This window comes from Mesorhizobium sp. M7D.F.Ca.US.004.03.1.1, from assembly GCF_003998635.1.
Classification (GTDB): domain Bacteria; phylum Pseudomonadota; class Alphaproteobacteria; order Rhizobiales; family Rhizobiaceae; genus Mesorhizobium; species Mesorhizobium loti.
In genome coordinates, this window is the sequence record NZ_RZQG01000060.1 from 1 (window position 1) to 14,148 (window position 14,148).

The following is a 14,148-nucleotide window of genomic DNA, read 5'->3' on the forward strand; positions in this document are numbered from 1 at the left end:
CCACATCGGCTACCTGCCGCAGGATATCGAACTCTTCTCCGACACGGTCGCCGCCAACATCGGCCGCTTCAAGACCAATGTCGACCAGGAGGTGATCGAGGCCGCGCGGCTCGCCGGCGTGCACGAGATGATCATCCGCCTGCCGCAGGGCTATGAGACCCAGATCGGCGAAGGCGGCGCAGTGCTGTCAGGAGGATATCGGCAACGGATCGCTCTCGCCCGTGCGGTGTTCGGAACGCCGAACCTGATCATTCTCGACGAGCCGAGCTCCAATCTCGACGCCGATGGCGACCGCGCGCTGAGCGACTGCGCGATCGAACTCAAGCGCCGCGGCAGCACGGTGATCATCGTCTCGCACCGGCCCTCTACCTTGGCGAATGTCGACAAGATCCTTCTGTTGCGCGATGGCGCGGTCGAGGCCTTCGGCATGAGAAACGAGATCGTGGCGCTGCTCAACCAGCGCGCGGCTCCAATGGCGGTGGCAACCCAATGAGCTGTGGCCGGAGAGATCGATGAGCGACGGCGCCCTCACCTACCGGAGCCTGCCAGGCGAAACCGGTATCCTGGCCCCGGATTCGATCCGGGTGCCGGCCTATATCGGCCTGCTGATCATCGTCGCCTTCTTCGGCGTCTTCGGTGGCTGGGCAGCCTTTGCTCCGCTGAACGGCGCCGTACTCGCCGACGCCATCGTCAAGGTGGAAGGCAATCGCAAGAGCGTACAGCACTTCGACGGCGGAACGGTGAAGGAGATCCGCGTCAAGGATGGCGACGTCGTCAGGAAGGGCGACATCATGCTGAAGCTGGACGACACCAGGATCAGGTCCGAGTTCAATCTCTATGCCCAGCAATACGCTCTGCTGCGTGCAACCGATGCCAGGATCCGGGCCGAACTGGACGGCAGCAAGGCTGTTGCCTTCCCGAAGGACATCCTGAAGGAGCACGAGGCCTACCTCAGGGATGCGATGGCAAACCAGATCGCCGACCTGGAGAGCCAGCGCGCCTCGATGGCCGGCGCCAGGCAGATCCTCGAGCGGCGGATTGCCGAGCTCGAGGAACAGATTCAGGGCAAGCAGGCTCGGGTCGAATCCTACCAGGCCCAGATGCAATCGACGATCGACGAGAAGGCCAGCCTGTCAAAGCTGCTCAAGGCCGGATTGACAACCCGCCCACGCATCCTGGAGCTGGAAAGATCCGCCTCGGATCTGCAGGGCCTGATCGACGAGAACCTCGGCGCCATAGCCGGCAGCAAACAGAGCAAAGCCGAACTCGAGGGCCAGATCGCGCAATTGACATATGAGCGCCGGGCCAAGCTGTCGGCCATGCTGATCGATACGCAATCGAGCCTTGCCGACCTCGTGCCCAAGATGTTTGCCGCCCAGGCTGCCATGGACCGAGCCGAAGTGCGCGCGCCCTATGACGGCCAGGTGATGGATCTCAGCGTCTTCTCGATCGGCGCGATCGTTTCGCCGGGCCAGACCATCCTCGACATCGTGCCGACCGAGAATTCGCTGATCGTTCAGGCGCAGGTTCGCGTCGAGGACATATCGAACCTGCGACCCGACATGGCAGCCGAAGTTCGTTTCACATCATACAAGCAGCGCTCGATACCCATAATCCACGGACGCGTCACCCGCATTTCGGCGGATCGCATCACCGACAGCAAGACCGGGTTTCCCTACTATCTTGCCGATGTAGCGGTCGATCCTGTGGAATTGGCTGCAGCCCCACAGATCGCGCTTTATCCGGGCATGCCGGCGTCGGTCATGATCGTTACCGAGGAACGCACCGCACTCGACTATATCCTGGGCCCGCTGGTCGTGTCGTTCCACTCCGCGTTTCGCCAGAAGTAACGAGCCTCGCGCCGTCCAGCGGCCGGGTGATGAACTTCAGCCACTCGTCCACGGGCCTTACGCTCCCTCCAAGGCTATCGTCTGCGGTGAGCGTGCCACCGCCTTGCATATCTATGGCAACCCGCGCATCAGTTTGGGCTGATTGAGGCAGGCGAGATTCCCAGAGCAAATTGGTGGCCGCCCGTGCGTGCCAACGGCTAAGCTTCGTGAAAGATTCCTGCACGAGGCCGCGTAATGCCCAGTGATAGCCAGTACATTCTCGAAAGCATCAGCCAAGGCTGCGTGGCGCTCACCGACGACGAGTTCTTCATCGACAGGCTGGTGAAGTATTTCGGCAACGGGAGGATCCGATGGCACGTCGAATTCCGTGGGCATCGCGTCGAGCTAACGACAGGCCAGCTTAAGAAGCAGCCTACCTTCCGCAGGAAGATACTCGAACAGGCCGGTGTGCTGCCGCCCCAGCGTGCCGGGACCGCCTACAGGCGATGGGCACTCGATCTGAGGAAGAATGCCGTCGAGCTTCCTTGGCGGGATAGGCCGGTCGATGCCGGTTTCGCCATCGACAGGCTCACCAGCCATGGAGATGGGCGCTGGACGGTTGAATACCAAGGCAAGGCAATCAAATTCACGACGACCAAACTCCGCAGGCAGGTTAGTTTCCGCAAACGCATGCTGGCCAAGGCCAAGGTGCTGCCGCCACAGCTGGACCCGGTTGCCTATCGGAAGTGGATGGACTGGCTCATTCAAAATGCCACCGAGGCTGCCCCGCAGGCCGGCGATGCCCTGATGACGGAAAAAAGTTGGCTGGACGACCTGCCTGAGCTGGCTGGCTGGCAAGATGAAACACCGCCCGAAGAGACCAGCTAACGGCGGCACGCGTTGCGTTTGCCATGCCTGGAGATTTCGTCACACACTGATGACGAAGGAATCTGACCAGAGCCTGCCTCGTTGGCGATCAGAATTGAAATGAGACTTCATGGACCGCTTCAACCTCGGCGCCTACCGTCGCTCCATCTCCACCCGCTCAACCGAAACCCAGCGCTGGTTCGATATCGGGCTGAACTGGTGCTACGGCTTCAACCATGAGGAAGGCATCAAGTGCTTTGAGAAGGCGCTGGAGACGGATCCTGATTGCGCCTTTGTGCATTGGGGCATCGCCTATGCCGCCGGCCCCTTTTACAATCTGACCTGGAAAGAGCATGGCGAGGCCGAAGCCAACAGCGCGACAAAGCGCTGCTTCGAGCATGTCCGGCTGGCGCGCGCCAATGCGGCTTCCGCCAGCGAGGTCGAAAGGCGCCTGATCGAGGCGCTGGCGTGCCGTTTCCAGAAACTGCACCGGGTGGGTCCCGAGGAATTCGAACAGTGGGACGATGCCTATGCCGCCGAGATGCGGCTTGTGTACCGGGACTTTCCCGACGACCACGATGTGATGGCGCTTTTCGTCGAGGCGCTGATGATGCGCACCGTGCGGCGGCTTTGGAACCTCAAGACCGGCGCGCCGGCGCCGAATTCCGATGTCGTCGAGGCGCTCGAGGTCTGCGAGCGGTCGATCCGGCTTGCCGACGAGGCGGGGATTGCACAACATCCGGCGATCGTCCACCTGCACATCCATCTTCTGGAAATGTCCACCATGCCGGAGCGCGGCATGCGCTCGGCGGATCTGCTGGGCGCAATGTGCCCCGATGCCGGGCACATGAACCACATGCCGGGGCATATCTATGTGCTGTGCGGCGAGTACGAGAAAGCAAAACTTGCCAGCGAGAAGGCGGTGCGCGCCAACGACCTCTATCTCGCCTATGCGGACCAGCCGACCTACTATCTGCTCGGCTGCTGCCACGATCTGCATCTGATGATGTTCACCTGCATGTTGTCGGGCCAATACCAGCCTTCGCTGTGGGCCGCCGACAAGGTGCGCAGCCTGGTCGCGCGCGACGTGGTCGCCATCCAGGGCCGGCCCAAGCTCACCCAGACGGTGGAAGGCTACCACGCGATGAAATCGCATGTGCAGGTGCGCTTCGGTCGCTGGCAGGAGATCATCGACGAGCCTGAACCCGCGGAGCCGGGCCTCTATGTGCTGACCGCGGCCATGCAGCACTACGCCAAGGGTGTCGCGCATGCGACGCTCAGGCATTTCACCGAGGCCGAGCGAGCGCGCGAAAGGTTCCACCGGCATCTGGAAGGCATTCCAGCCGAGCGACGTTTTCTCAGCAATCCGACACGGGCTTCGCTGGCTGTCGGTGCCGCCCTGCTCGACGGCGAGCTTGCCTATCACCAGGGCCGGCATGATGAGGCCTACGGCCATCTGCGGCAAGCAGTCGAGCTCGACGACAATCTGTCCTACACCGAGCCATGGGCGTGGATGCATCCGCCCCGCCATGCGCTGGCGGCACTGCTTCTCGACCAGGGCCACGCGCAGGAAGCAGAACAGGTCTATCGCGACGATCTGGGTCTCAGCGGCAAGGTGCAGCGTTGCGCCCAGCACCCCAACAATGTCTGGGCGCTGCACGGGCTGGTGGAATGCCTGAACCGACGCGGCGAGAGCGAAGAACTGCCGGCGCTGCAGGCAAGCCTCGCCACGGCGTTGGCCAGAGCGGACGTGGCGATCAGCTCGTCCTGCCTGTGCAGGACGAGCGTGCAGCCAGCCTCAAGCTGCTGTCATTGAGGCTGGCTGCCCGGCGCGTTGCCTCAGCCCAGCCACTTCTCATAGTCGGACACCAGCAGGTGCACGGGGGCAACGTCCTCGTCGATGTTGGAAAAACGGCCGATCGGTTCGCGAAAGACATTGTCGGTGAGATCGTCATTGACGGTCGACACCTCGCCGATCAGCACATCCTTGCCCTCGGCCCAGAAGGCATGCCAGACGCCGGGCAAAAGCGTGACGCTCTGGCCCGGGTCGAGCTTCAACAGCCCGCCCGCCGGCAGCCTGTGGATGGTTCCGTCGACCGGCACCGATACCTCGGCCTTGGGATCGATGCCGCCGTCGCGATCGTGCATGAACAGTTCCAGCACAAGCTTGCCGCCACCACGGTTGATGATGTCCTCGGCCTTGATGTTGTGGCGGTGCATCGGCGACAGCTGGTCCTTGCGCGAGATCATAATCTTCTCGGCATAGAGCATGCCCATGCCCTTCTTCATGTCCTCGTAGCGGCCGTTGCGCACGGTGAACAGGAACAGGCCGAGTTCCTTGAACTTCTCCTGGCCGTAGTCGGTGATGTCCCAGCCGAGCCGGGAGGTAAACACGGCCGCGGAGTCGGTCTGGCGCGCCTTCGCCTCCTCGGGCGACCAGTAGGCGAAGGGCGGCATGATGTAGCCGAACGAGCGGATGAAAGCGTCGGCTTCGCGGATGATGTCGTTGATGGCGGAGCGTTTCATGATCATGGTCCTTCGTGCCGATTTGTCTGGCAAATCGCATAGCCGAACGTCGATGCGGTGTCGATCCGTCTTGCCGCTCCGCCCGGCCTTGCGCCTTCAGCGCATGGACAACAGATCCGCTGCGCTGGCCGCGTGACATCGCGCCCGTTCGAGGCCATAACCCCTGCGGATTTTCTATGGGATAACAGATGATGCCGACCGTCCACGACCTCGATACGCCATCGATCCTGATCGAAGCCGCGCGCGCCGAAGCCAACATTGCCCGCGCCCAGGCCCATGCCGACAAGAACGGGCTGAAACTGCGGCCGCATATCAAGACGCACAAACTGCCCTACTGGGCGAATAAACAGGTCGCGGCCGGTGCCGTCGGTATCACCTGCCAGAAGATCGGCGAGGCCGAGGTGATGGCCGACGCCGGGCTGACCGACATTTTTCTCCCTTACAACATCCTTGGGCGCGCCAAGCTGGAGCGGCTTCTGGCGCTACACCGCCGTGTGACACTGTCGGTTACGGCTGACAGCAGAGAAACACTCGAAGGATTGGCCGCCATTTTCACCGATGCCGGTCATCGTCTGCCGGTACTGGTCGAATGCGACACCGGCATGGGCCGCTGCGGCGTGCAGACGGCTGACGAAGCAGTTGCGCTGGCAAGACAGATCGACAAGGCCGGTGGCCTCGCCTTCGGCGGGCTGATGACCTACCCGGCCGCCGGTCGCGCGGCAGAGGCCGAGGCGTGGCTGGCCGACGCCAAGCAGGCGCTGGCCGCGTCGGGCCTCGCCTGCGAACGCATCTCAAGTGGCGGCACGCCGGATATGTGGCGCTCGAGCGAGGCATCGGTGGTCACGGAGTACCGCCCCGGCACCTACATCTATCTCGACCGCTATCAGGTCGCCAAAGGCGTCGGCACTCTCGACGACTGCGCACTGACGGTGCTGTCGACGGTGGTCAGCCATCCCACAGCGACGCGTGCCATTCTGGATGCCGGCAGCAAGGCGCTGTCCAGCGACACGCTGGGGCTCGCCGATTTCGGCGAGTTGCTCGGCATTTCCGGTGCACGGGTGACGGGCTTGAGCGAGGAGCACGGCACCCTCACGCTTTCGGGTGACGGCAAGTTGCGCATCGGCGAACGCGTCCGCGTCGTGCCAGACCATTGCTGCGTCGTCACCAACCTGTTCGACCAAGTGCATCTGATCTCAGGCGAAAAGGTGCTAGAAACGCTGCCGGTGGCCGCACGCGGCCGCACCGGCTAATGCGAACATCCAAACCCGTGTCCAGGGCAGGTGCATGGTCGACCCTGTCTAAGGTCCTGCTTGTCCCCGGTGTTCCGTTACGTCAATCTGGCTTCAGCAAGCCGACCATTGGATGGTTTGCGGCTTGCTCGGGAGGAAAACAGAATGGCTTACGCAATCACGCACTATTTTCCTGGCGGCACGAAGGAACAATACGAGGCGTCAATCGCTGCTGTGCATCCAGCAGGCGGAAAAAGCCTGCCAAAAGGCCAACTCTTCCATGTTGCCGGCCCGTCGGCCGGTGGCTGGTCAATTGTTGCGGTTCACGAATCCAAGAAGAGTTGGGAGCAATTCCGGGACGATATCCTGATGCCTCAAATGAAAACGGGCATCAAGGGTGGGTTCACCTCGCCGCCTCAGGAGACCACGTTCGAGGTTCACAATCTGCAGAAATGACAAGCTGTTCAGAGACGATGAACGCTTGATCTGTTGGTGCGCTGGCGCAATGGCGCCTTAGATCCGCTCGGCCTGCCTGGCGGCGACGCGACGCATTGCAATGACGCGGCGGCGGCGGATCTCGGTGCGCATCGCCATCAGGTGCAGCGCAAAGAACAGCACGGTGAAGCCGAGCGCCATCACCAGCAGCGGCCACAGCAGGCTTGGGTCGATGGTCGAGCCGCCCATGCGGAACACCGAAGCCGGCTGATGCAGCGTGTTCCACCAGTCGACCGAGAATTTGATGATCGGGATGTTGATGAAGCCGACCAGCGTGATGATGGCGGCGGCCCAGGCGGCGCGGCTGGCATCGTCGAGGGCACGGGTCAGCGCGATGATGCCGAGATACATCAGGAACAGGACGAAGACCGAGGTCAGCCGTGCGTCCCAAACCCACCAGGTGCCCCACATAGGCTTGCCCCAGATCGAGCCGGTGATCAATGCAAGCGCGGTGAAGACGGCTCCGATGGGCGCGGCGGATTTCAGCGCGACATCGGCCAGCGGATGCCGCCAGACGAGCGTGCCAAGTGCGGAAACCGCCATCAGCGTGTAGCACATCATGGCCAGCCAGGCGAAAGGCACGTGGATGTACATGATGCGCACGGTGATGCCTTGCTGGAAATCCTCAGGCGCAGCGAAGCTCATATAGAGCCCGACGGCGAGGATGAGTGCGGCGATGGACGCCAGCCACGGCACGAGCCTATCGGCCAGCCCGACGAAGCGCGTCGGGTTGGCGAGATCCATCCAGCCGGTCAGTCGTGAAGTCGTGTCGCTCATGCGGCTCTACATAGACCGCCGGTGCGTTTGGGGCAATCGAGCGGTTATGTCGCACGCTAGCCTTGCCTTCTCCCCCTGGGGGGAGAAGGCAGAGACGCCAAGATCAGGCGGCCGCTTCCTGCTGTTGCTGCACGGTGCGGCTGAGGCGGCGAACCTCCTCGTCGTTGAGCAGGCCGCCGGCGCGCAGCAGGCTGGCAAAGCGGCCGTTGCGCAGCGACAGTTCGGCGAAGCCGCCCATTTCGACCACCCTGCCCTTGTCCATGAACACGACCAGATCGGCGTCGCGGACGGTGGTCAGGCGGTGGGCGATGATGAAGGTGGTGCGGTCGCGCCGCAATTCGTCTATCGCATCCTTGACGCGGTCCTCGGTCTCGACGTCGAGCGCGCTGGTCGCCTCGTCGAGCACCAGGATCGGGGCATCCTTCAGCACGGCGCGGGCAATGGCGATGCGCTGACGCTCGCCACCCGACAGCTGGCCGCCACGTTCGCCGACCACCGTGTCGTAGCCATTGCTCTTGGACAGGATGAAGTCCTGCGCCGCGGCCGCGTTGGCAGCGGCATGGATCTCGTCATTGGTCGCATCGGCGCGGCCGACGCGGATGTTGTCCTCGATCGAGCGGTTGAGCAGGCCGGCATCCTGGAACACGGTGGCGATCGAATGACGCAGCGACTTGCGGGTCACGGTGCGTGTGTCGACGCCGTCGATCAGGATACGGCCATGGGACGGCGAGAAGACACGCTGCAGCAGATTGATGAGCGTGGTCTTGCCGGCGCCGGTCGGTCCGACGATGGCAACGGTCTGGCCGGCCTGGACTTCGAACGACACGTCGTCGATGCCTTGGCCCGAATTGGCGAATTCGAAGCCGACATTCTCGAAGCGGACATGCCCGGTGATGTTAGCGAGATCGCGCAACCCATCCGGCTCGGCTGCGTCGGCCGCGGAGTCCTCGAGCTGGTAGAAATCTTCAAGCTTGGCGCGCGCCTCGGAAATCTGGTTGGCGAAAGCCGACATCTGGTCGAGGCGAGCGATCAGCATCGTCGCAAAACCGGTGAAGGCGATGACGTCGCCGATACCCAACTGACCATGAGTCACGAGATAGGAGCCGATCGACAACACGATCAGCATCGAGATTGCCGATGACAGACGGTGCAAGGCATTGGCCAGCGCCCACCAGTCGAGCACAGGATTCTGCGCGTCGAGCAGGTTCTTGACGTAGCGGCGCAGCGTATCGGCCTCGTGGCCGAGGCGATTGTAGCTCTGCAGCACCGCAACGTTGCTGACCGAGTCGGTCACATGCTCGAACACCTTGTGGTAGTGGCGCTCGACCGCAGCCTGGCCCGCCTTGGTGCGGCGCATTACCATCCGGCCGATGCCGACATACAGCAGTCCGAGGCCAAGCAGCACCAGCGACATGCGCAGGTCCATGCTGATCGCGGTTGGGACCAGCAGTACGAGGGCGACAGCCGTGGACAGATGCTGGCGCATGAATTCAAGCCAAAGGCTGAACAGGGTTTCGACGGCGCGCAGCATCGTGTGCAACGCATTGGAGGTGCCGTGCTGATGGTGCCAGGCGAGCGGCATGGTGATCACGCGCTCGAAGGACTGGCACAGAACTTCGCTGCGCCGCGCATGGGCAAAGCGGTCAGCGCCGCGCGCCACCATGACGAAAGCAACGATGTTGAAGGCGCCGAGACCAGCCCACATCACCAGCGTGGTGAAGACAGAGCCGCGCTCGGAGATGGCGCCGATGACGCGACCGAACATAATCGGCTCGAGAAGCGCTACGATGGCGAGCGCCACGTTGGCCGAACAGATCAACGCGACGCGTTTCCTGTCCGCGGCCAGATATCCGAGTGCTCGCCAGTAGATTTGCAGAAGGGTCACCCCAGTTACTCCGCCACGCTGTTTATTGTGCACTGCATCATTTGACTCGTACCGGTTGATACGTCGCAAAACAATGGCCGTGTACCTCTTCAGTTCCCTCAGAGCGAACAAAAGATGGCGACGTTCCGAAATCTGCCGTGATCACCTAACGGTTTGAGAAGACAGGTAAAATGTCAGGCATGCGGCGAAATCATGGCAGTTGGAGCATGCTGCCACAATTTTAATCAGCTACAATGTCGGGCGGATGACTAAGACCGAAATCGCCGTCTGCACAGTATAGGTCAAAACTAAGCGGCTTTGCGCGCGCCCAAGAATACGGGACGCCGAGCCTCGCCGCCTGGCGCGAGCCCTGCGATGGGCATCAAGTCTTTGATTTTATAAGCCTCTCAGCCGCATGCCATGCGGGCGGGCCGATGGCAACACGGGCGGCATGCCGCCCTTTCATCCTGTCGTGAGCCGAAAACCGCTGCCTTCCCCGGGCTTGAGCCCGAGGGGAATGCTGTTGGGTAAAGTGCCTCAGGCCGGGATCCTGATGAGGATTTCGGCAACTTCGCCGTCCTTCAGTTCGACTGCCGAAACCTTGGTCTTGGCCCCATTCACCTCCAGCGACACGGCCTTGGCCTTATTGTCGCGGATGACACGAACCCTGAGTTCCGCCCCCAGCATCTTGAGATTTGCCGAATACCCATCCCAGTGACTCGGCAGCTTCGGCTTGAACTGGACACGCTTGCCGCGCCGTTCGATACCCAGAATGCCTTCGACCGCCGCCCTGTAAAGCCAGCCGGCGGAGCCGGTGTACCAGGTCCAGCCGCCACGGCCGCCCTTTCTGTTGCCGGCATTGTCGTCCCCGGCATAGATATCGGCCGCCACGACATAGGGTTCGACACGATAGTGCTCGGCCGACGCCTCGTCGGTCGCATGGTTGACCGGATTCAGCATCGAGAAACAGCGATAGGCCTCGTCGACCTGCCCCATCTCGGCGAGCGCGATGACGAACCATGTGGCGGCATGGGTGTATTGACCGCCATTCTCGCGCACACCGGGCGGATAGCTCTTGATGTAACCCGGGTCCTTCTCCGTCTTGGAGAAGGGCGGCGTGAACAGCTTGACGATGTTGAGCTTGTCGTCGACGAGCAGCTTCGTCGCCTGCTCCATCGCCGTCGTCGACCGTGCCGGATCGCCCTCCCCCGAAAGCACGCTCCAGGACTGGGCAATGGAGTCGATCTTGCACTCCTGCGAGTTGCGAGACCCCAGAGGGGTGCCGTCGTCGAAGCTGCCGCGCCGGTACCATTCGCCATCCCATGCCGTGCTCTCAAGCGCCCGCTTCAAAACATCGGCATGTTTTGCCCAGGCCTGTGCACGCTTGGCATCGCCCTCGGTCTTGGCAACGGGGGCGAAGTCGCCCAGCGTCTTCAGCAGGAACCAGCCAAGCCAGACGCTCTCGCCCTTGCCGTGCTCGCCGACGCGGTTCATGCCGTCGTTCCAGTCGCCGCCGAGGATTAGCGGCAGGCCCGCAGGGCTGCTGCGTTTGATGGCCAGGTCGAGCGCACGCGCGCAATGGTCGTAGAGCGACGCCGTCTTCTTCGAAATCTCCGGGATGAAGAAGGCATCATGTTCGCCCTCGCCCAGCGGCTGCCCGTCGATGAAGGGCAACTGCTCCTTGAGGATGGTGGCGTCATCGGTGACCAGCAGGTAGCGCGCCGTGGCGTGGGCCAGCCAGACCACGTCGTCGGAGATCAGCGTGCGCACGCCGGCGCCCGTGCGTGGCAGCCACCAATGCTGCACGTCGCCTTCGGGGAACTGCCGCCGCGCCGCGTTGAGTATCTGGTCGCGCGCCAGTTGCGGATCATGCGCCAGCAACGCCAGCGTGTCCTGCAACTGGTCGCGGAAGCCGAAGGCACCGCTGGCCTGATAGAAGGCGGAGCGGGCACGGATGCGGCAGGCCAAGCTCTGATAGGGCAGCCAGTGATTGACCATGGCGTCGAGCGCCTTGTCCGGTGTCTCGACCTGGATGGTGTCGAGAAAGCCGCGCCACACGCGCTCATTGTCGGCCAGCCGCTGGTCGAAATCCTTGACCCGATGTTCCTGGACCAGCGCGCTCGCCTCCTCGACGGACTCGGCGTCGCCGAGCAACCAGAGCAGGGTCACGTCGCCGCCGGCCGGAATCTCGATGTCGCGGGCGATCGCCGCGCACGGATCGTCGCCGGCCTCGACACGGCCCGATAGCGCAGCACCACTCAGCACTGCCTGCGGCAGCTCGCTGGAGCCATGCCGGCCGAGGAACTCCGAGCGGTCTGATGTCACCGAGTGCACGCCGCCGTCGGCGGCAAGGAAGGCCACCCGTTCGCTGAAATCGAGCCCGTAGGGGTTTTGTGCCAGCAACGCCCCGGTGGCGGCGTCCCTCGACGGGACGATGGTTGCCGCTGTGCGCGACCGATGCCCGCCGAGCACCCATTCGGCATAGGCATAGACACGCAGCCGCGCCGGCACCGAGCCGGAATTCTGGATGCGCAGCCGCGAAATCTTCACCGGATCGACCGGATCGACGACATGGGTGAGGTCCATCGACAACGGCCCGCGCTTCGAGCGGAAGGTCGAGAAACCCTGGCCATGCCAGGCCTCGTAGGTCATCGAGGGATCACGCACCATGGCGGCGAGCGGCGAAAACGCCTTGCCGCTGGCCTGATCGTAGATGTAGAGGCCCTCGCCCGGCCGGTTCGAGACCGGATCATTCGACCATGGCGTCAACTGGTAGTCGCGGCTGTTTCGGCTCCAGGTAAAGGCAGCCCCCTCAGCGGAGGTGTGAAAGCCGAACGAGGCGTTGGAGACGACGTTGATCCACGGCTGCGGCGTGGTGCGCCGGCCAGCCAGGCGCACGACATAGTGCCGCCCGTCGCCATCGAAACCGCCAAACCCGTTCCACTGGCTGAGCCCGCTGCCATCGGCGCTGACATTCGCCACCGCCTGCGAGGCAGATGCATGCGTCGTGGGCGTAAGCGATGGTAATTCACGCAGAACCGGCAGTGCGGCCGGCAGCAGGGCGTCGCGCGCCTGCAGGGCGGCCGCCTCGGCCCGCTCGATCTGATCGAAGATGGTGCCGTTGCGCGTGTGCAGGACCACCCGGGCGACGGCGAGCAGCGTCTTGTAGGTCGTCTCGTCCATCAGGTCGCGGCGCACCGCGAAAATGTGCTGGCGAGGTCCGAGCTCCTTGCCGCGCAAACGGCTGTTTTCGCACAGAGTCTCGACCGCCCGCTGCAGGTCCTGAACATAGGAGGACGCCTGCTCGTTGACGACGACGAAGTCGATCATCATGCCGCGGGTGCGCATATACTCCTGGAAACGCAGCGCCTGGGCGACGATTTCGAGATCGGCAACGTCGCCGATCCTGACCAGGAAGATCGGGAAATCGCCGGAAATGCTGGTCGGCCACAGGCTCGACTGCTTGCCCAGCCCCGAGGCGATGGATTCGGCGGGAAGACGCAGGAACGGATCCGGATAGATCAGGTAGCGCGCCAGCTTCTGCACATTGGCGGCATCGGTCAGGCTGAGGCCCATATGGCGGGTCTGCACCTGGCTGCGCGTCCAAGCGAGCATGGCCTGGCGGGCAAAGCTCTCCGGGTGGTCTAGCCGGGCGATTGCCTCGTCCAGCTCAGTGCGGCCGGCGCCGACGACGGTCCAGAAGGTCAGCGATATCTTCTTGTTGGCCGGCACGCGCACCTGACGGCGCAGCGAGGCGACGGGATCGAGCGTGAAGCCCGAATGGCCGCCAAGCCTGGCGCCCGGATCGAAGGCGGCCGCGTCGACAATGGTACGGCCACGGCCTATGAAGGCGCGCCTGTCGGTCTCGGCCTCGGCATCGCGCGCCGATCCGGACGGATCGGTGACGAAATGCACCATGGCGATATCCGGCTCGCTGGTCTCGCGCTTGCGCCGCGTGGCGAAGATCGCCGCGTTATTCGATGCAATCTCGGTTTCCACGAACATCTTCGAGAAGGCCGGATGCGCGTTGTCGGACGCTTCCAGGCCGAGTACCAGCTCGGCGAAGGAGGTCACTTCAATGTGACGGTCGGACGGACCATCATTATAGAGCGTGACCCGACGGCCCTCGCCATTGCCTTCCGAGATGACGATGCATTCGACCTCGGAGCGCAACGTGCCCACCGATTTGACGAAGCTCGCCTTGTCGTCGGAGAACAAAGTCTGCGCCTTTTCCTCGGCCGCACGCTTCGGCTCAGCCGTCGCCGACCACCAGTCGCCGGTGCCGGCGTCACGCAGGAAGATGTAGGAGCCGAGCCGGTCCTCGGTCGGATCCGGCTGCCAGCGGGTGACGGAGAGATCGCCCCAGCGGCTGTAGCCCGAGCCGGTCGCGGTGACCATCACCGAATAGCGGCCGTTCGACATGACGCTGGTCGACCGCAGCGACTGCAGTGGGTTGAGCACGATGCGGGTGTCGGGGCTGTCGACTTCGGTCTCGTCCTTGGCGCGTTCGTCGGCCTCTGTCCTGACGGTCGCGGTCGGGATATCGCGCGGCGCCCTCTCC

The 14,148-nt window shown here is 63.3% G+C and carries 10 protein-coding genes; 6 read left to right on the plus strand and 4 right to left on the minus strand.

Annotated elements, in window-relative coordinates:
* The 4 genes from EN935_RS06300 to EN935_RS06315 form a co-directional block, all read left to right on the plus strand.
* Positions 1-493, plus strand: a 493-nt coding sequence (locus EN935_RS06300) for an ATP-binding cassette domain-containing protein (protein ID WP_127373214.1), incomplete at its 5' end; no start/stop codon positions are given.
* A gap of 19 nt (positions 494-512) precedes the next feature.
* A complete protein-coding gene (locus EN935_RS06305; RefSeq protein ID WP_126068759.1) occupies positions 513-1,850 on the plus strand; it encodes an HlyD family type I secretion periplasmic adaptor subunit in 1,338 nt (445 codons plus the stop codon).
* Positions 1,851-2,084: 234 nt separating this feature from the next.
* Entirely contained in the window at positions 2,085-2,717 is a 633-nt protein-coding gene (locus tag EN935_RS06310) for a hypothetical protein (RefSeq protein WP_126068758.1), read from the plus strand.
* A 109-nt stretch (positions 2,718-2,826) separates the two neighbouring features.
* A complete protein-coding gene (locus tag EN935_RS06315; protein WP_127263308.1) occupies positions 2,827-4,512 on the plus strand; it encodes a hypothetical protein in 1,686 nt (561 codons plus the stop codon).
* Positions 4,513-4,535: 23 nt separating this feature from the next.
* Here the strand turns inward: EN935_RS06315 and EN935_RS06320 are convergent, their stop codons facing one another.
* Positions 4,536-5,222, minus strand: a complete 687-nt coding sequence (locus EN935_RS06320; RefSeq protein WP_109672468.1) for a D-lyxose/D-mannose family sugar isomerase — start codon at positions 5,220-5,222, stop codon at positions 4,536-4,538.
* Positions 5,223-5,413: 191 nt separating this feature from the next.
* Here EN935_RS06320 and EN935_RS06325 point away from each other — a divergent pair, with 191 nt between their 5' ends.
* Positions 5,414-6,472 (plus strand): D-TA family PLP-dependent enzyme, encoded by a 1,059-nt coding sequence (locus tag EN935_RS06325; RefSeq protein WP_164757630.1) that lies wholly within the window; start codon positions 5,414-5,416, stop codon positions 6,470-6,472.
* A gap of 144 nt (positions 6,473-6,616) precedes the next feature.
* On the plus strand, positions 6,617-6,907 hold the full coding sequence (locus EN935_RS06330; protein WP_109672448.1) for a hypothetical protein: 291 nt from the start codon (positions 6,617-6,619) through the stop codon (positions 6,905-6,907).
* Between the two features lie 57 nt (positions 6,908-6,964).
* On the opposite strand, the gene EN935_RS06335 is transcribed toward EN935_RS06330, so the two are convergent.
* From EN935_RS06335 to EN935_RS06345, 3 genes are all read right to left on the minus strand, one after another.
* Positions 6,965-7,723 (minus strand): heme ABC transporter permease, encoded by a 759-nt coding sequence (locus EN935_RS06335; RefSeq protein WP_127263310.1) that lies wholly within the window; start codon positions 7,721-7,723, stop codon positions 6,965-6,967.
* A 103-nt stretch (positions 7,724-7,826) separates the two neighbouring features.
* On the minus strand, positions 7,827-9,608 hold the full coding sequence (locus tag EN935_RS06340) for a glucan ABC transporter ATP-binding protein/ permease (RefSeq protein WP_126068754.1): 1,782 nt from the start codon (positions 9,606-9,608) through the stop codon (positions 7,827-7,829).
* Positions 9,609-10,124: 516 nt separating this feature from the next.
* A partial coding sequence (locus EN935_RS06345) for a glycosyl hydrolase family 65 protein (RefSeq protein WP_348629875.1) occupies positions 10,125-14,148 on the minus strand: 4,024 nt, incomplete at its 5' end.

What these genes read in the sequence shown, in the direction of transcription:
- EN935_RS06305 (WP_126068759.1), top strand. Translation starts at nt 513, where the DNA reads ATGAGCGACGGCGCCCTCACCTACCGGAGCCTGCCAGGCGAAACCGGT.
- EN935_RS06310 (WP_126068758.1), top strand. Translation starts at nt 2,085, where the DNA reads ATGCCCAGTGATAGCCAGTACATTCTCGAAAGCATCAGCCAAGGCTGC.
- EN935_RS06315 (WP_127263308.1), top strand. Translation starts at nt 2,827, where the DNA reads ATGGACCGCTTCAACCTCGGCGCCTACCGTCGCTCCATCTCCACCCGC.
- EN935_RS06320 (WP_109672468.1), bottom strand. Translation starts at nt 5,222, where the DNA reads ATGAAACGCTCCGCCATCAACGACATCATCCGCGAAGCCGACGCTTTC.
- EN935_RS06325 (WP_164757630.1), top strand. Translation starts at nt 5,414, where the DNA reads ATGCCGACCGTCCACGACCTCGATACGCCATCGATCCTGATCGAAGCC.
- EN935_RS06330 (WP_109672448.1), top strand. Translation starts at nt 6,617, where the DNA reads ATGGCTTACGCAATCACGCACTATTTTCCTGGCGGCACGAAGGAACAA.
- EN935_RS06335 (WP_127263310.1), bottom strand. Translation starts at nt 7,723, where the DNA reads ATGAGCGACACGACTTCACGACTGACCGGCTGGATGGATCTCGCCAAC.